Origin of the sequence: Rhodovastum atsumiense (assembly GCF_937425535.1) — a bacterium.
GTDB lineage: Bacteria > Pseudomonadota > Alphaproteobacteria > Acetobacterales > Acetobacteraceae > Rhodovastum > Rhodovastum atsumiense.
This window is the reverse complement of record NZ_OW485601.1, coordinates 5,009,833-5,027,266: the sequence shown is the minus strand read 5'-3', so window position 1 is coordinate 5,027,266 and position 17,434 is coordinate 5,009,833. Positions and strand designations below refer to the sequence as shown.

13 protein-coding genes are annotated in these 17,434 nt (G+C 71.5%); 11 read left to right on the top strand and 2 right to left on the bottom strand.

Features of this window, described 5'->3' with window-relative positions:
- The first annotated feature begins 31 nt into the window (after nt 1-31).
- From NBY65_RS22640 to NBY65_RS22610, 7 genes are all read left to right on the top strand, one after another.
- Nucleotides 32-1,555, top strand: coding sequence for an ABC transporter substrate-binding protein (locus NBY65_RS22640; protein WP_150041570.1), 1,524 nt, complete (start codon nt 32-34; stop codon nt 1,553-1,555).
- 4 nt (nt 1,556-1,559) lie between these two features.
- Nucleotides 1,560-2,513: an ABC transporter permease gene (locus tag NBY65_RS22635; protein WP_150041571.1), complete on the top strand. Its 954-nt coding sequence runs from the start codon at nt 1,560-1,562 to the stop codon at nt 2,511-2,513.
- Nucleotides 2,513-4,357 (top strand): dipeptide/oligopeptide/nickel ABC transporter permease/ATP-binding protein, encoded by a 1,845-nt coding sequence (locus NBY65_RS22630; protein ID WP_150041572.1) that lies wholly within the window; start codon nt 2,513-2,515, stop codon nt 4,355-4,357. The genes NBY65_RS22635 and NBY65_RS22630 overlap by 1 nt, the downstream gene beginning before the upstream one ends.
- Nucleotides 4,354-5,352, top strand: coding sequence for an ABC transporter ATP-binding protein (locus tag NBY65_RS22625; RefSeq protein ID WP_150041573.1), 999 nt, complete (start codon nt 4,354-4,356; stop codon nt 5,350-5,352). The genes NBY65_RS22630 and NBY65_RS22625 overlap by 4 nt, the downstream gene beginning before the upstream one ends.
- Nucleotides 5,353-5,446: 94 nt before the next feature.
- A complete protein-coding gene (locus NBY65_RS22620) occupies nt 5,447-5,725 on the top strand; it encodes a (2Fe-2S)-binding protein (RefSeq protein ID WP_203330520.1) in 279 nt (92 codons plus the stop codon).
- 8 nt (nt 5,726-5,733) lie between these two features.
- The gene (locus tag NBY65_RS22615) at nt 5,734-7,107 is read left to right on the top strand and encodes an FAD/NAD(P)-dependent oxidoreductase (protein WP_338110418.1); all 1,374 of its coding nucleotides are present in this window, start codon (nt 5,734-5,736) and stop codon (nt 7,105-7,107) included.
- On the top strand, nt 7,104-8,219 hold the full coding sequence (locus tag NBY65_RS22610; protein WP_150041575.1) for an NAD(P)/FAD-dependent oxidoreductase: 1,116 nt from the start codon (nt 7,104-7,106) through the stop codon (nt 8,217-8,219). The genes NBY65_RS22615 and NBY65_RS22610 overlap by 4 nt, the downstream gene beginning before the upstream one ends.
- Before the next feature lie 24 nt (nt 8,220-8,243).
- On the opposite strand, the gene NBY65_RS22605 is transcribed toward NBY65_RS22610, so the two are convergent.
- A complete protein-coding gene (locus NBY65_RS22605; RefSeq protein ID WP_150041576.1) occupies nt 8,244-11,003 on the bottom strand; it encodes a cation-translocating P-type ATPase in 2,760 nt (919 codons plus the stop codon).
- A gap of 168 nt (nt 11,004-11,171) precedes the next feature.
- Entirely contained in the window at nt 11,172-11,861 is a 690-nt protein-coding gene (locus NBY65_RS22600; protein WP_162530602.1) for a response regulator transcription factor, read from the bottom strand.
- A 374-nt stretch (nt 11,862-12,235) separates the two neighbouring features.
- Between NBY65_RS22600 and NBY65_RS22595 the strand changes: the two genes are divergently transcribed.
- From NBY65_RS22595 to NBY65_RS22580, 4 genes are all read left to right on the top strand, one after another.
- On the top strand, nt 12,236-13,819 hold the full coding sequence (locus tag NBY65_RS22595) for a tetratricopeptide repeat protein (RefSeq protein ID WP_150041578.1): 1,584 nt from the start codon (nt 12,236-12,238) through the stop codon (nt 13,817-13,819).
- Nucleotides 13,820-14,017: 198 nt separating this feature from the next.
- Nucleotides 14,018-14,911 (top strand): dihydrodipicolinate synthase family protein, encoded by an 894-nt coding sequence (locus NBY65_RS22590; RefSeq protein ID WP_150041579.1) that lies wholly within the window; start codon nt 14,018-14,020, stop codon nt 14,909-14,911.
- A 133-nt stretch (nt 14,912-15,044) separates the two neighbouring features.
- Nucleotides 15,045-16,370, top strand: coding sequence for an MFS transporter (locus tag NBY65_RS22585; RefSeq protein ID WP_250265729.1), 1,326 nt, complete (start codon nt 15,045-15,047; stop codon nt 16,368-16,370).
- Between the two features lie 254 nt (nt 16,371-16,624).
- On the top strand, nt 16,625-17,368 hold the full coding sequence (locus tag NBY65_RS22580) for a GntR family transcriptional regulator (protein WP_203330521.1): 744 nt from the start codon (nt 16,625-16,627) through the stop codon (nt 17,366-17,368).
- Nucleotides 17,369-17,434 lie beyond the last annotated feature (66 nt).

The window sequence follows — 17,434 nt, the reverse complement described above, 5'->3', positions numbered from 1 at the left end:
GCCGCGCAACCGCATCGGGAGAGAGTTCCGCATGGCCATGTCCCTGCCCCGCCGCGCCGTCCTGGCCGGTGCCGCCGCGACCCTGCCTTTCCTGCGCGTGCCCGGCGCGCGCGCCCGCACGCCGGGGGTGCTGACCTTCGGCCTGTCCAGCTACCCGCCGACCATCCAGCCCTGGGCCAACAGCGGCACCGCCGCCGGCACCATCAAGCTGATGATCTATCGCGGCCTGCTCTCCTACGGCCCCGACGGCAACCTGCGTGCGGAACTGGCGGAATCCTGGACGCACGAAGGCGACAGCACCTGGGTGTTCAAGCTGCGCCCGGCCACCTTCCACAACGGCGAGAAGGTGACGTCCGCCGATGTGAAATGGACGCTCGAGCAGGTCGGCGGGGCGCAGTCGACCGCCTATTTCCGCGCCGAGATGCAAACGATCGAGCGCATCGAGACACCGGACGAGCGCACCGTGCGCATCGTCACCCGCACGCCGGTGGCGACCCTGCCGACCTGGATGGCGAGCTACCACATGCCGATCATCTCCCGCGCCTCGCCGCGCGGGCAGTTCATCGGCGCGGGGCCGTTCACGCTGACTGCGCAGGAACGCGGCGTCTCGCTCGACCTCACGGCCTTCCCCGGCTTCTACCGGCCGGGCCTGCCGAAGCTGAAGGGCGTGCGCGTCGTCACCTATGCCGACGAGAACCTGCGCGTCGCCGCCTTGCAATCCGGCGATGTCGACCTGATCGAGTACGTGCCCTGGCAGGCGATGGACGCGATCAGCGCCAATCCGGCGCTGCGGCTGGATACCATCGACGGGCCGTTCATGTTCCTGACCTTCAACGGCACCCGCCCGCCCTTCAACGACGCCCGCGTGCGCCGGGCGGTGGCGCACGCCATCCGTCGCGACGAACTGGTGAAGGCCGCCTTCTTCGGCCGCGGCGCGCCGCTCGCGCACCTGCCGATCCCGGCCAACAGCCCGTTCTACAATCCCGAGTTCAAGGATGCCTGGGCCTACGATCCCGACCTGTCGCGCCGGCTGCTGAAGGAAGCCGGCTACGGCGGCGGGATTTCCTGCGGCCTGCTCGCCACCGCGCAGTACAGCATGCACAAGGACACCGCCGAGGTGGTGCAGCAGCACCTGGCCGCGGTCGGCATCAATGCGCAGCTCAACCTGCCGGACTGGGCGACGCGCGTTGCCATCGGCAATCGCGGGCAGTACGACATCGCCGTCCAGGGCACCGCCGCCGACAGCAACGACGCCGACGGCATCGCCAGCTTCATCGATGGCAGCCTTTCGCCGGCCTATGTGCGCAGCTTCGGGCTGAAGACGCCGCGCGTCACCGAGCTGCTCGCCGCCGGCCGCGCCGAGTTCGACGAGGCGAAGCGGCGCGACATCTATCGCGAGATGGAGCGGGTGGCGATCGAGGACGTGCCGATCGCCAGCCTGACCTGGCGCAGCCAGGGCTACGCCATGCGCCGCGAGGTGACGGGCTTCACCAACCTGCCGGGGGCGCTGACCTTCTATTCCGGCCTGACCTTCGAGACGACCGCGGTGGGCTGACCCCATGCTGGCCTTCGCCGCCCGCCGCCTGCTGGTGTCGCTGGCCCTGGTCTGGGTGGTGGCGACGCTGGTGTTCCTGGTGATCCACCTGATCCCGGGCGATCCGGCCGAGCTGCTGCTGGCGCAGGGCGGCGTCGCGCCCGATCCGGGCATGGTCGCCGACCTGCGCCAGCGCCTGGGCCTCGACCAGCCGCTGCTCACGCAATACGCCGCCTATCTGGGCGGCGTGCTGCAGGGCGATTTCGGCACCTCGCTGATCGACGAGCACCCGGTGGCCGAGGAAATCGCGCTGCGGCTGCCGCGCACGCTGGAACTGGTGGGGATGGCCGGGCTGCTGGCCGTGCTCGGCGGGCTGCCGCTGGGCGTGCTGGCGGCGGTGCGGGCGGGCAGCGCGATCGACCGCGCACTGGCGGGGCTCGCGGCGTTGTCGTTGTCGCTGCCGGTCTTCGTGGTCGGCACGCTGGCGCTGCTGGTGCTGGCGCAGATGCTGCGGCTGGTGCCGGCGGGCGGCTACGTGCCCTTCGCCACCGATCCCTGGCGGCATCTCGGCCTGCTGCTGCTGCCGGCCGGCACGATCGCGGTCGGGCTCGGCGGGGTGGTGCTGCGCGTCACCCGCAGCGCGGTGCTGGAAGTGGTGCGGCGCGAGCATGTGCGGGCGGCGCAGGCGCGCGGGGTGGCGCCGGGGCGGATCCTGCGCCGGCATGTGCTGCGCAACGCGCTGACGCCGGTGGTCACGGTGCTGGCGCTGCACCTGGGGGGGCTGCTCGGCGGCACGGTGCTGGTGGAATACGTGTTCAACTGGCCGGGCCTGTCCGGCTACCTGGTGCGGGCGGTGGAAGCACGCGACTACCCCGAGGTGGTCGGCATCGTGCTGGTGATCTCGGCGCTGTTCGTGGCGCTGAATTTCGTGGTGGACCTGCTCTATGCGGTGATCGACCCGCGGGTGAGGGCCGGCTGATGCGTACTGCGTCCTGGTACCGCCTGGGATTGCCCGCCCTGCTGCTGGGGGTGGTGCTGCTGCTCGCCCTCGCTGCCCCGCTGCTGCCGCTGGCCGATCCGGTGCGCCAGGACGTGGCCGGACGGCTGGCCGGGCCTTCGGCGGCGCATTGGCTCGGCCAGGACGAGTACGGCCGCGACGTGCTGGCGCGCATCGTCTGGGGGGCGCGGGTCTCGCTGGGTGTGGCCTTCACCGTGGCGCTGATCGCAGGCGCGGCCGGCACGGCGCTGGGCGTGCTCGGCGGCTACTGGCGCGGCGCGGTGGAGCTGGCCACGGTGCGGCTGGCCGAGGTGGTGCTGTGCTTCCCGCCGATGCTGCTGGCGCTGCTGGTGGTGACGCTGCTCGGCCCCGGCGCGGGCACGCTGGCGGTGTCGCTGTCGGTGCTGTTCGCCCCCGGCTTCGCCCGCGTCGCCTATGCCGAAACGCTCTCGGTGCGCGCGCTGGATTACGTGACGGCGCAGCAATCGCTGGGCGCGCGGGCCGGGCGCATCCTGCTGCGCACGCTGCTGCCGAATATCCTGCCGCCGCTGATCGTGCAGGTGTCGCTGACCGTCGCCGCGGCGATGGTGCTGGAAAGCGGCCTGTCCTTCCTCGGCCTGGGGGTGACGCCGCCCTCGCCCTCCTGGGGGCTGATGATCCGCAGCGCCCGCGCCACCATGGAACAGGCGCCGGCCCTTCTGCTGTGGCCCTGCCTCGCGCTCGGCGGCACGGTGCTGCTGCTGAACCTGCTGTGCGACCGGCTGCGCGACCTGCTCGACCCGCGCGCCGCCGAGATCGGCCGGCCGGGCTTCCTGCGCCGCGTCGCCGCGCTGCCGCCGCGCGCCACCCAAGCCGCCCCGGCGGAGACGCCCTGCCTGCTGGAGCTGCGCGAGCTGACGCTGGAGATCGCCGGCCGCGCCGGGCGGGTACCGGTGGTGCGCAACCTCAGCCTGACGGTGGCGCCGGGCGAGACGCTGGCGCTGGTGGGCGAAAGCGGCTCGGGCAAGACGCTGACCAGCCTCGCGGTGATGGGGCTGCTGCCGCCGGCGGTGCGGGTGGCAGCGGGACAGATCCTCTACACCGGCCATGACGGCCGGACCGTGGACCTGCTGCGGCTGCCGGAACCGGAGCTGCGGCGCCTGCGCGGCCACGAGATCGCCATGGTGTTCCAGGATCCGGCCAGCAGCCTCAACCCGCTGCTGCGCGTCGGCACCCAGGTGGCCGAGGCGGTGCGCGGCACCGGCACGCAGGTGGTGGAGCTGCTGCGCGCGGTCGGCCTGCCCGATCCGGCGCGCCGCGCCCGCGCCTTCCCGCACGAGCTGTCCGGCGGGCAGCGCCAGCGGGTGATGATCGCCGCCGCCATCGCCAACCATCCGCGGCTGTTGCTGGCCGACGAGCCCACCACCGCGCTGGACGTCACCGTGCAGGCACAGATCCTGGACCTGCTGCAGGCGCTGCAGCAGGCCGAACGCGGACTCGGGCTGGTGTTCGTCACCCACAACCTCGCCGTAGTATCCGAGATCGCGCACCGCGTCGCGGTGATGTACGCGGGCGAGCTGGTGGAGGAAGGCCCGGTGGCGAAGGTGTTCGCCGCCCCGCGCCACCCCTATACCGCGGCGCTGATCGCCTCCACGCCGGAGGGCGATGCCGAGCGGCTCTCCGCCATTCCCGGCACGGTGCCGCTGGCCTGGGAGATGCCGCCGGGCTGCCGCTTCGCGCCACGCTGCGAGCATGCGCGCCCGAACTGCACGTCCACACCGCCGGTGCTGGAACATGCCGCGCCGGACCATCTCACGCGCTGCCTGCGCTGGAAGGAGCTGGCATGACTGCCGCCGTCCTCCGGCGCCCGCCACTGCTGGTGCGGGCCGAAGGTCTGAGCCGTGCCTTTGCCGCCCGCACGCTGTTCCGTCGCGCCGCGCCAGTGCTGGCGGTGCGCGAGGTCGAACTGGACCTGCTGCGCGGCGAGGCTCTGGGCGTGGTGGGGGAATCGGGTTGCGGCAAGAGCACGCTCGGCCGGCTGCTGCTGGGGCTGCTGCCGCCGACCGCGGGACAGGTGATGTTCGACGGCGAGGATCTTGCCGCCGTGCCGCCGGGGCGGCTGCGCCGGTTGCGGCGGCGGATGCAGATGGTGTTCCAGGACCCCTATGGCAGCCTGGATCCGCGCCGCCCGGTGGGGGCGCAGATCGCCGACGGCATGCTGATCCACCGCCTGGAGACGCCGGCCGGCGCCGTCGCGCGCACCGCCGCGCTGCTGCGCCAGGTCGGGCTGGATCCGCGGCATGCGGCGCGGCTGCCGCACGAGTTTTCCGGCGGGCAACGCCAGCGCATCGCCATCGCCCGGGCGCTGGCCACCGGCCCGGATTTCGTGGTGGCGGACGAGCCGGTCTCGGCGCTGGACGTTTCGATCCAGGCACAGATCGTCAACCTGCTGGCGGATCTGCGCAGCGAGCTCGGGCTGGCGCTGGTGTTCATCAGCCATGACCTGCACGTGGTGAAGCATCTCTGCGACCGGGTGATGGTGATGTATCTCGGGAGGGTGGTGGAGCAGGGTCCGGCAGCCTCGGTGTTCGCTGCCCCGGCGCATCCCTATTCCCAGGCCTTGCTGGCGGCCACGCCGTCGATGCACCGGCGTGGCACCCGCCCGCCGGCGCTGATGGGCGAGGTACCAAGCCCGGCCGCGCCGCCGAGTGGCTGTGGCTTCCGCACCCGCTGTCGCTGGGCCCGCCCGGACTGTGCCGCCGAGGTGCCGCCGCTGGCGCCGCATCCGCGCGAGCCCGGCCGCCTGGTGGCATGCTGGCGAGCCGAGGAAGTCGCAACATGAATGGGATCCAAGGGCTTTGCCCTTGGTGGAGGTCCAGGAGGCAAAGCCTCCTGGTGGGTGCGGGGCAACGCCCCGCCCGCGACGAGGAGTGATCGTGAAACTGCAACGCCTGCGCGATGCCGACCGGCCGCGCCTGACCCTGATTTTCGAAGGAACGCCCCTGACGGCCTGCCAGGGCGACACGCTGATGACGGCGTTGCTCGCCGGTGGCGCCGGTCACCTGCGCCGCAGCGAGTTCGACGCCGAGGGCAAGCGGGCCGGGTTTTGCCTGATGGGGGCCTGCCAGGATTGCTGGGTGGTGGTGGAAGGCCGTGGCCGGGTCCGGTCCTGTGCCACCCTGGCGGAAGACGGCATGGTGGTGCGGCGCGGATGAGGATTGCCGTGGTTGGCGCGGGCCCTGCCGGGGTGCGCGCGGTGGAACGGCTGGTGGCCGCGGGCCATCGTCCGATCTGGATCGACGAGGCCGCGGATGGCGGCGGGCGCATCTACCAGCGCCCGCCAGTGCCGTTCGGGCGTGATCCGCGCAAGCTGTACGGCTTCGAGGCGAAGCCGGCCGCGGCGGTGCATGCCGCCTTCGACCGGCTGGCACCGCTGGTGGACTGGCGGCCGGAGACGCTGGTCTGGCACATCCGGCCGGAAGCGCGCCGGCTGGCGACGATCTCGCGCGGCGTGGCGGGCGAGGTGGAGTACGACGCGGCGGTGCTTTGCACCGGGGCGATGGACCGGGTGATTCCGGTGCCGGGCTGGACCCGGCCAGGCGTCACCACGCTCGGGGGCGCGCAGATTGCGTTGAAGGCGCAGGGTTGCGCCATCGGGCGGAAGGTGGCGTTCCTCGGCACCGGCCCGCTGCTGTGGCTGGTCGCCTATCAGTATGCCAAGGCTGGGGCAGAGGTGGCAGCGGTGCTCGACACCACGCCCTTCGCCACCAAGCTCGCGGCGATGCCAGGGTTGTTGCGCGGGACCGCCACCTTCGCCAAGGGGCTTTACTACACCGGCTGGCTGCGCGCGCAGGGCATCCCGATCACCGAGGGCGTCACGCCGCTTCGTATCGATGGCGACGCGGACGGTGTCAGCGGTCTTGTCTGGCGCGACGCCGCCGGGCGCGAGCACCGCACCGACTGCGACGCGGTGGGCATCGGCTGGGGGCTGCGGCCGGAAGCGCAGCTCGCTGACCTTGCCGGCGTGCCGTTCCGGTTCGACGACTTGCAGCACAACTGGGTGCCGGAGCGTGACCTCGCCGGGCGCACCCCGGTCGCGGGGCATTACCTCGCCGGCGACGGCGCCGGCATCGGCGGTGCCGCGGTGGCGGAGCTGGCCGGGGCGCGGGCGGCGCTGGCGCTGCTGCAGGATGCCGGGGAAGCGGTGGACACGGCCGAAGCGGCGCGGCTCGACCGGGCGCTGCAAGGCCAGCAGGGCTTCCGCGCCGCGCTGGAGCGGGCCTTTCCCTTCCCGGCCGGGCTGGCGGCGGCGCTGCCCGACGACACCATCCTGTGCCGGTGCGAGGGGCTGACCGCGGGCGAGCTGCGCGCCGCCGGCAGCGAAAACCCGCACGGGCCGGCGCCGGAGATGAACCGGGCCAAGGCGTTCACGCGGGTCGGCATGGGCCGCTGCCAGGGCCGCGTCTGCGGCGCGGCCGCGGCGGAGATCCTGGCGGCGGCGCAGCAGCGCCCGGTGGCGGAGATCGGCCGGCTGCGTGGCCAGCCGCCGGTCAAGCCCTTCCCCATTCCCGCGCCGGCACCGGAGGCGAGATCGTGACGACGACAACATCCGAGGTGCTGGTGCTGGGCGGCGGCGGGGCCGGCTGCTCGGCGGCGCTGCACCTGGCGCAGCGCGGCGTGCGCGTGATGCTGCTGGAACGCGGCCTGGTCGGCGGCCAGGCCTCCGGCGTGAACTATGGCGGGGTGCGCCAGCAGGGCCGGCACCCGGCCGAGCTGCCGATCGCCCGGCGCTCCCACGAACTATGGAAGCGGCTGCCGGAACTGGTGCGCACCGACGCCGAGTTCACCGTCACCGGCCACCTGAAGCTGGCGCGCAACGCCGAGGAGGAAGCCGCGCTGGTCGCCTATCTCGATGTTGCCCGCGCCAACGACCTGGAACTGCGGCTGGTCGGGCGCAATGCCCTGCACCAGGAATACCCCTGGCTCGGCCCGAGCGTGGTCGCCGGCTCCTTCGCGCCGGAAGACGGCTCGGCCAATCCGCGGCTGCTGGCGCCGGCGCTGGCCCATGCCGCCCGCGCCGCCGGGGCGGACATCCGCGAGCACACGCGGGTGGTGGACCTCGCGCATGACAGCTCCGGCTTCACCCTGCGCAGCGAGGCCGACGAGAGCTTCCACGCGCCGGTGCTGCTGAACATGGCCGGGTTCTGGGGCGGCGCGGTGGCGGCGCGCTTCGGCGAGGCGGTGCCGATCCGGCCGCTGTCGCCGAACATGGCCGTCACCGAGCCGGTGCCCTATTTCATCACACCCAACCTGGGGGTGGTCGGCGGCAACATCTATCTGCGCCAGATCCCGCGCGGCAACGTGGTGCTGGGCGGCGGCCAGGGCGAGTGCGACCCCGACCGCCCCTGGTCGCGGCCACTGCCGGAAGTGACGCTGCGGGCGCTGGCACTGGCGGCGCAACTGGTGCCGGCCCTGGCCGGGGTGCAGGTGATCCGGAGCTGGAGCGGCATCGACGGGACCATGCCAGACGAGATCCCGGTGATCGGGCCGAGCCTGACCACCCCGGGTTTGTTCCATGCCTTCGGCTTCTCCGGCCATGGGTTCCAGCTTGGGCCGGCCATCGGCGCGATCATGACGGAACTGGTGCTGGACGGGCGCACCGACGTGCCACTGGCGCCGTTCCGGATCGACCGGTTCGGCACGGCGTGAGTTTCCGGGGCGTTGCCCCGGACCCTACCAGGAGGCTTCGCCTCCTGGACCTCCACCAAGGGCGTTGCCCTTGGAACCCTTTTCCTGCCGCGCAGCGCTATCGGGGTGCAGGGGCCTTGTGGCCCCTGCCGGGTCAAGGGCAGAGCCCTTGCCTTCCTTCCTGCGCCCCATCCACTTCTCGATCTCCACCGCGACGAACACGACGCAGGACGCGAGCCCGCACACCGCCCACTCCTCCGCCGTCAGCGGCGCGGTCCCGAACAGCGGATTGAGCGGCGGCAGCATGACCACCGCCACCTGCAGCAGGCAGGTCAGCGTCACCGCGCCGAGCAGCGGCCGGTTGCTGCGCAGCCCGAGGCGGAACAGTGACTCCCGCTCCGAGCGGATCGCCAGCACGTGGCCCATCTGCGACAGCGTCAGCACGGTGAAGACCATGGTCTGCCAGTGCGGATTTCCCTCCTGCACGCCCCAGGCCTGGATCGCCAGCACGACCGCCGCCATCAGCAGCCCGACCCAGATCACGTGCCGCCCCAGCCCCTGCGCGAACACGCTTTCCTCCGGCGGGCGCGGCCGGCGCTGCATGACCCCGGCCTCGGCCGGCTCGGCCGCGAGCGCGAGGCCGGGCAGCCCGTCGGTGACCAGGTTGATCCACAGGATCTGGATCGGCAGCAGCGGCACCGGCAGGCCGAGGAACGGGGCAAGGAAGATCGTCCAGATCTCCGCCGAGTTGCAGGTGACGGCGTAGCGCACGAACTTGCGGATGTTGTCGAAGATGCGCCGCCCCTCGCGCACCGCGCCAACGATGGTGGCGAAGTTGTCGTCGAGCAGCACCAGCCCGGCCGCCTCGCGGGCGACATCGGTGCCGCCGCGGCCCATGGCAACGCCGATCTCCGCGCGTGCCAGGGCGGGTGCGTCGTTCACCCCGTCGCCGGTCATCGCCACCACCTCGCCGCGCGCTTGCAGGGCGGCGACGATGCGGAGCTTCTGCGCCGGATCGACCCGCGCGAACACCCGTGTCCCGGCCAGCTGCGCCTGCAGCTCCGCGTCGGAGAGCATGGCAAGCTCGCGCCCGGTGAGGGCGTCTTCCTCCGCCGTGGCGATGCCGACCTGCCGGGCGAGGGTTAGCGCGGTCGCCGGATGGTCGCCGGTAATCATGATCGGGGTGATGCCGGCCGCCCGGCAGGTGGCGACGGCGGCCCGTGCCTCCGGCCGCGCCGGATCGAACAGCCCGACGAAGCCCAGCAGCGTCAGGTCGCGCTCCAGGGCTGCCTCGCTCTGCGGCAGCGGCACCGGGCAGCGCCGCCAGGCCAAAGCGAGCACGCGCAGCCCTTCCGAGGCCATGCGCTCCAGCGCCTGCGCCAGCACCGGCCGGTTGAGCGAGGCCTCCCCCCGCCCGGCCGCGATCGCGCGGCAGAGCGGCAGCACGCTTTCCGGCGCGCCCTTGACGTAGAGGTCGCAGCCCTCGCCGCCGCGATGCAGCGTGGCCATGCGCCGGCGCCCGGAATCGAAGGGGATCTCACCGAGGCGCGGGGCCGTCCGTTCCAGCGCCGCCTTGTCGACGCCGTGCGCCGCGGCCAGCCGCCACAGCGCGATCTCGGTGGGCTCGCCCCGGGGCTGGCCGGCGGCGTCTGGCACCACCTCGTTGCACAGCGCCAGCGCCGACAGCAGGCGCCGGCCCGCGGGATCGGTCACGTCCAGCGCCGCCACCGGCAGCTTTCCCTCCGCCGTCCACAAGGCGGTGGCCTGCATCTCGTTGCGAGTGAGCGTGCCGGTTTTGTCGGTGCCGATCACCGTCACCGAGCCCAGCGTCTCCACCGCCGAGAGGCGCCGGATCAGCGCGTTCTCCGCGGCCATGCGCCGGGCCCCGAGCGCCAGCAGCACCGTCACCACCGCCGGCAGCGCCTCCGGGATCGCCGCCACCGCCAGGCTGAGCGCGGTCAGCAGCATCAGCAGCGGCGGCTCGCCACGCGCGATCCCGAGACCGAGGATGATCGCGCAGAGCAGCAGCGCCGCCGCGGTGATCTGACGGCCGAACCGGGTCAGGCGCCGCTGCAGCGGCGTGCGCGTGGCCTCGACGGTGTCGAGCATGCCGGCGATCCCGCCCAGCGCGGTGGCCATGCCGGTCGCCACCACCACGCCGCGGCCGCGCCCGTCCAGCACCGCGGTGCCCTTGAACGCCATGTTGCGGCGATCGGCGAGCGGCAGGGCGGGATCGGGAATCGCCGCGGTGCCCTTCTCCACCGGCAGCGATTCGCCGGTCAGCGCCGCCTCGCCGAGTTGCAGCCCGTGCGCCTCGATCAGCCGCAGGTCGGCCGGCACGGCGCGGCCGGCTTCCAGCAGCACGATATCGCCCGGCACCAGGTCCTCGGCGGGGATGGTGGCGGCGGCGCCGTCGCGCAGCACCGCGGCGGTGCCAGCATCGAGCCGGCGCAGCGCCGCCAGCGCCCGTTCCGCCCGCAGCTCCTGCACCGCACCGATGGCACCGTTGAGCAGGATGATGGCGAGAATGACCAGCGTGTCCCCGGCGTCGCCGATGACACCCGACACCACCGCCGCCCCGATCAGCACCAGGATCATCAGGTCGGCGAACTGCCCGAGCACGATGCGGACGGCACCGCGCCGCCGCGCCGGGCGGATCGCGTTCGCCCCGCACTGCGCGCGCCGCTCCGCTACCTCAGGGGTGGAGAGCCCGCCGCATGCCTCGACGCCGAGTTGTTCGAGCACCGTGGCGGGGTCGAGCCCATGCCAGGGGGACGGATCGATGCGGCCGTGCGCCTCTGTCACCGGGACCTCCCGTCATGCCCGAGGAATCGATCGGGGACGGCATCTTCGGGACAGCCGGCGGGGTCGGCAAGCCGGCGGATTCCGCGGCGCAGCGCGGTCTCACCCGTGCCGTGGGCGGCGCCGCGCCAGCTTACGCGATGATGGAGAAACCCGGCCCCGCGCCCGTGCTCAGGCGGCGAGCGAGGCGCCGTCGCGGGGGGCAGCGGGCAGGTCGTGCAGCACCAGGCCACTGCCCCAGACGGTCCCCACCAGGTCGGGGGCACCGCGAGCGGCCAGCTTCTTGCGCAGCTTGCAGACGATCACGTCCAGGCTGCGCACCGCCGGACCGTCGACGGCGCCGTAAACCTGGTCGACGATGCTCGCCTTGGACAGCACCATGCCCTTGCGCAGGAACAGCGGCTCCAGGATCGCGTATTCCTTGGGCGTCAGCGTCAGCGCCTGCCCATGCACCACCAGTTCCATCCGCCCCAGCCGCAGCGTCGCCGCGCCGGCATGCAGGTCCGAACTGGCCTGGGCCGCGCTGCGCCGCAGCAGCGCGCGCAGCCGTGCGGTCAACTCCACCGCGCTGCAGCCCGGCGCGACCACGTCGTCCGCGCCCAGGTCAAGCAGCGTCGCCCGTCCCTTGCCGTCCATCTCGCCCAGCACCAGCACCGGCAGCATCATGTTGCCCCGTCGCAGCCGGCGCAGCAGCGGCGCCATGCAGGATCCGGCCAGCACGACGACATCATAGGCGTAGGCTTCGAGATAAGCCTGCACTTCCTCCGCCGGCACGCTGTCGCAGAAGATCCCCGTCGCCGCCTCCCGCGTCGCGAGCGCGCCGATCGAGGCCCCCGGTTCGATGGCAAGCAGAATCCGCATGGCCCCGCCTAAGCCCTGATCGGGCAATGGGCCCGCGCGCAGGCGCGAAGCCATTTTGGCCACGGAATGGCCTGGAATAGGTCTGTCAGTCCGGAGCAGTCATCCCGCAGGTCTCGCGATGTCATCTCGTGCCAGCGCCGATGAACCTTTTGGTTGGTGAACTCTGTGAGAATATCACGTTGTCGTTTCGATCGCCACGCCAAGCGCAGCGGTAACCCGATGCTCAAGGAAGATTGTACCCCCTCGGGAAGGAATGCCAATGTCTGATCACCGGTCCGGCCGCATCGTCGCATGGGCCGTCCTTCCCCCTGCCCTCGCACCGCGACCCGGACGATAATCACGCGCGAAGATGCAAGCCAGGACAAGGAAAGCGGATGCGTGATTCCGACCGTCTCGCCCGGTTGCGCACGGCTTTCGCCGCATTGCGGGAAGGCCGCTTCGCTGCGGCGCGCGAGGTGCTGGCGCCGCTGGCGGAAACCGGCGCGGAGGATGTCGAGACCGGGCTGCTGTACGGCCTCGCTTTGGCCGGGACCGACGCGCCCGAGGCGGCGGCTGCCCGGCTGGTCCGCATCGCGGCGCTGCGCCCCGGCCATGCCCATCCGCTGTCGGACCTGATCGGCCTGCTCACCGCGCAGGGACGCGCCGAGGCGGCGGAACCCTGCCTGCGCGCCGCCCTGGCGCTGACGCCGCACGATCCGCGCCTGCTCGGCATCGCCACGGGCTTCCTGCTCGAGGCCGGCCGGGCCGGGGAAGCCCTGGATTTGCTGCGCGGCGTGCCGGCCGGGCGCCTTAGCCCCAACCTGCTCGGGATCGCGCTGGCGGCGGTCGGCGACACCGCGGCCGCAGCCGCGCAATTCCACGCGGCGACGCGCGCCAATGCCCAGGACGCCGTCGCCTGGGCCAATCTCGGCAAGGCGCTGTCCTCGCTTGGCCGCGTGGAGGAAGCGCTCGCCGCCTTCGACACCGCGCTGCGGCTGCGCCCGGCGGATGTGCAGATCGGCATCAACCGCGCCCTGGCGCTGCTGCGCTTCGGCCGGTTCCGGGAAGGATGGGAGGCGTATGAATGGCGCCTGCGCCTGCCCGGCCATGCGACCCTGCCCCTGGCGCAGCGCCTGGAGGCGGCCGACCTGCAGGCGGGGCTTGCCGGAAAATCAGTGCTGCTGACGCACGAGGAAGGCTTCGGCGACACGCTGCAATTCGTCCGCTACGCCCGGAAGCTGGCCCACGCCGGCGCCGAGGTCAGCCTGCTGGTGCCGCCGGAGCTCGCACGGCTGGGCGGCGGCATCGCCGGCGTCACCCGTGTCGGCAGCGATCCGCGCGCCCTGCCCCGCTTTGACCGGCACTGCCCGATGCTGAGCCTGCCACGCGTGTTCGCCACCACGATCGAAACGATTCCGGCGGAAGGCCACTACATTACCGCGGCGGCGCCCGACCTCGCCCGCTGGGGCGCACACCTCGCCGCCTTGCCCGGGCTGCGGATCGGGCTGGCCTGGGCCGGCGGATCGCGGCCGACTGTGCCGGCGGCCCGGCTGATCGACCGGATGCGCAGCATTCCCCCCGCCATGCTGGCGCCCCTGGCCGGGCTGGCCGATGTCAGCCTGGTCAGCCTGCAGCTTCCCGCCACGGCGCAACCGGACCTGCCGGGGCTGTGCGACCCGATGCCGCAGGTGCGTGACTTCGCCGACACCGCCGCCATCATCGCCCATCTGGACCTGGTGGTCAGCGTCGATACCGCGGTCGCGCATCTTGCCGGCGCGATGGGCAAAAAGGTGTTCCTGCTGGATCGTTTCGATCCGTGCTGGCGCTGGCTGCGCGGACGCGAGGACAGCCCCTGGTATCCCACGCTGCGCATCTTCCGCCAGGCCCGGCCGCAGGACTGGGCAGACGTGATCGCCCGCATCGCCACGGCGATTCGCGGATTTTCCAGGCAGAATCTGGCGGAAACGCCACGCGCCTGACGCCGCCGCCCGGCCCGGGCCACGGAAACCGGCATTGGCGATTTAGGGTAGAATACCCGCTTGACAGCAAACCGGAAAGTGTCAGACTGCCATCTAATCGCTGATATATTAGCGATTAGATACTGAACGCAGCGGCCGGCAGAGGGGCCGCCGGCGGGCAGCATGAACCAGAAATCCAATGAGTGAGGAGAAGCGCAGATGAAGACAGTTCGCGGCATTTGCCCGGCGATGCTGACGGTGTGGGGCAAGGACGAGGCGTTCAACCCGAAGGGACAGGAAGCCTATATCCGCTGGCTGCTCGACAATGGCGTCGAGGCGCTCGCGGTGGCCGGCAGCACTGGCGAGATGACGGCGATGATGAACGAGGAGCAGGAAGCCGTCATCGACCATGCCGTGCGCTTCGTCGCCGGTCAGGTGCCGGTGCTGGCGAGCGTCGGCAAGTACAGCACGGTCGAGACCCTGCGCCTGGCGCGCAGCGCCGCGAAATCCGGCGCCGACGGACTGATGGTGATCCTGCCCTACTACTACAAGCCGTACAAGGAAGCGGCGATCCGGCACCTGAAGACCATCCGCAAGGAAGTCGGCCTGCCGATCTGCCTTTACAACAACCCGCATTTTGCCGGCTACGAGATGACGCCGCGCGACATCGTCAGCCTGTACCAGGACGACGTGGTGTTCTCGGTGAAGGCGGCGCATGGCGATGCCAACCGGGTCGCGGACCTGCGCACGCTGAGCGACATCACCATCTTCTACGGGCACGACTACGCGCCGCTCGCGGCCTATGCCTCGGGCGCGGATGGCTGGCTGTCGGGCCTGCCCGCGGCGTTCCCGAAGCAGTGCCGGGCCATGCAGGACGCGGTGCGCGACGAGAAGAACCTCGACAAGGGCCGGGCGCTCTGGAAGAAGTTCCAGCCCTTCATTGAGTTCTTCATGGATCCCGCGGTCAACGCGGAGATGCACTGGCTGGAGATGCTCAAGCACTGCGTCGCCTACCAGGGCGTCGATGTCGGCCGCCCGCGCAGCCCGCTCGTCGCCCTGCCCGAGCCGTTCAAGGCGCGCCTGAACCCGCTGATCGACACGCTGGTGTCCTGAGGATCGGGCCGGTCCGGGCGAGCTTCTCGCCCGGACCGGCCGGCGCGGGGCGGCGTCCCCACTTCATTTCATACGATAAAGGATCGCCGCGGATCGGACGCGGACCAAAAATGGAAACGTGTGGAGAAAACACATGTCAGGCGGCACTTCACGCAGCGGCTTGAACAAGCGCATCGTCGTGGCCAGCACGCTCGGCACCGTTGTCGAGTACTACGACTTCACGTTGTATGCGACGTCATCGGCCCTGGTTTTCAACAAGATCTTTTTCCCCTCGTTTGACCCCTTCGTCGGGCTGCTGGCGTCCTTCTCGACCTTCTTCGTCGGCTACTGCGCCCGCCCGCTCGGCGGCATCCTGTTCGGCCATTTCGGCGACCGGACCGGGCGCAAGACCATGCTGATGCTGACCATGCTCATCATGGGCCTGGGCACCTTCGCGATCGGGCTGATCCCCGACTACAACACGATCGGCATCGCCGCCCCGATCCTGCTGGTGGTGCTGCGCGCGTTGCAGGGCATCGGCATCGGCGGCGAATACGGCGGCGGCGTGCTGATGACGATCGAGCATTCCGCCGAGCGCTCGCGCGGCCTGGCCGGCAGCCTGGTGCATATCGGCGTGCCGGCCGGCTTCCTGTTGCCGATCTTCCTGCTCGGCCTGCTCTCCGGACTTTCGGAAGAGGCGTTCCTGAGCTGGGGCTGGCGCGTGCCCTTCCTGCTCAGCCTGCTGCTGGTCGCAGTCGGGCTCTATATCCGATCGAGCGTGGAAGAGAGCCCCGATTTCGAGGCACAGCGCCAGGCACAGATGGAGAAGAAGAAAACCGCCCTGCCGAGCTCCGAGGTGCTGCGCCATCACTGGCGCGAGGTGCTGCTGGCCATCGGCGCCAAGATCGCCGAGAGCGGCCTGTTCAACATCTACGCCGTGTTCCTGATCTCCTACGCGGTGACCCGGCTCGGCATGGCGCGCCAGCAGGCGCTGGACGTGGTGCTGATCGCCTGCCTGGTCGAATGCTTCACCCTGCCCTTCTTCGGCTGGCTGTCCGACCGCATCGGCCGTCCTTTGGTCTATGTCTCGGGGGCGATCTTCCAGGCGATGCTCGCCGTGGTGTTCTTCCAGATCGCCGACTGGAACGGCGTGCTTGGCCTGGGGCTGGCCGCGGCGGCCGGGATCGGGCTCGGGCATGGCAGCATGTATGGCGCCCAGGCCGCCTTCTTCGCCGGGTTGTTCCCCACCCGGATCCGCTACAGCGGCCTGTCGTTGATCCAGCAGGTCGGCCCCATCCTCGGCGGCGGGCTCTCGCCGCTGATCGGGGCGGCGCTGCTGGCGCGGGGCGGCGGCGATCCGACGCAGGTGACGGTGTACATGATCGGCATCGCCACCTTCTCCGCCGCATGCGCCATCGCGCTGGCGGTTCTCTCGACGCAGCGGGCCCGGGCGGTGGATCCCGCCACTGTCAGTGGCTGAACCCGGCGCCCCGACATCGCGCCGGCCACGCAGGTGCCGCCGCTGAGCAGCCGGCACCCGGGGGACCCATGCGGCGGCATGGGTCCCCTGCCCTCGCGAGGCCGCGAGGGCCGCGTCCGGTGGCCTGCCCGGCGGCTTGTCCCTATCCTGATTGCTCCGGAGATGAGAGCCATGGCAATAACCCGTTCCCCGCCCGTTCGCATCCCCTTCCTTCGGCGCCCCATCCTTCGGCGCGTGGCCAGAGAAGCCCCCTTATGACACAGGACGTTTTCGCCTCCGGGCCCGACATGATCGCACCCCGCCCGGATCCCGGCACCGCCCGGCCGGCCTTCGTGGGCGAGCTGATTTCCGACCAGCTCCACCGCATCCTCGTCGAGCGCATCGTCACCGGCGCGATGCGTCCGGGACAGCGCGTGGATCCGGGAGCCATCGCCGAGGAATTCGGCGTCTCGCGCGCGCCGGTGCGCGACGCGCTCAAGCGTCTCGAATTCGAGCAACTGGTGGAAACGAAGGCCCGCAGCGGCACCGCCGTCACCATCCCCAGCATCGCCGACGTGCGGGAAGTGTGCCAGTTGCGCAAGGGCATCGAATGGGTCGCGACCGGCCTGGCCACGCCGCTCATGTCCGAGGCGCAACTGCGCGAACTGCGCCACGAGATCGAGGCCGCCCAGAAGGCCGCGGACCGGGGCGAGTACGAACCGTTCTTCCAGAGCGACGCAAGGCTGCACAAGAGCATCGTCGCCGCCTCCGGCAACGAGCGGCTGATCGCCGTGCAGACCTCGTTCGAGCCGTATGTGAGCTGGCTGCGCGTGCTCGGGGCGACGGGGGTGCACCGGATCGCCGGCTCGACCGCGCATCACCTGCGCATCATCGATGCGATGCTCGCGCGCGACGCCGTCGCGGCGCAGGCGGCGGCCGCGCGTCATCTCGACGATGTCGAGAGATGTACGGTCGAGGATTTCGGCGAGGCCCTGGCCCGGTGCTCGCCGCGCGCCTGAGCGGCACCGCCGCGGCGATGGCGGACGATACCCCGGCCGCGGCGGCAATACAGCAAATCTGACATT

Coding starts and splice junctions, on each gene's coding strand:
- NBY65_RS22595 (WP_150041578.1), top strand. CDS start 12,236: ATGCGTGATTCCGACCGTCTCGCCCGGTTGCGCACGGCTTTCGCCGCA.
- NBY65_RS22585 (WP_250265729.1), top strand. CDS start 15,045: ATGTCAGGCGGCACTTCACGCAGCGGCTTGAACAAGCGCATCGTCGTG.
- NBY65_RS22600 (WP_162530602.1), bottom strand. CDS start 11,861: ATGCGGATTCTGCTTGCCATCGAACCGGGGGCCTCGATCGGCGCGCTC.
- NBY65_RS22640 (WP_150041570.1), top strand. CDS start 32: ATGGCCATGTCCCTGCCCCGCCGCGCCGTCCTGGCCGGTGCCGCCGCG.
- NBY65_RS22635 (WP_150041571.1), top strand. CDS start 1,560: ATGCTGGCCTTCGCCGCCCGCCGCCTGCTGGTGTCGCTGGCCCTGGTC.
- NBY65_RS22580 (WP_203330521.1), top strand. CDS start 16,625: ATGACACAGGACGTTTTCGCCTCCGGGCCCGACATGATCGCACCCCGC.
- NBY65_RS22590 (WP_150041579.1), top strand. CDS start 14,018: ATGAAGACAGTTCGCGGCATTTGCCCGGCGATGCTGACGGTGTGGGGC.
- NBY65_RS22630 (WP_150041572.1), top strand. CDS start 2,513: ATGCGTACTGCGTCCTGGTACCGCCTGGGATTGCCCGCCCTGCTGCTG.
- NBY65_RS22625 (WP_150041573.1), top strand. CDS start 4,354: ATGACTGCCGCCGTCCTCCGGCGCCCGCCACTGCTGGTGCGGGCCGAA.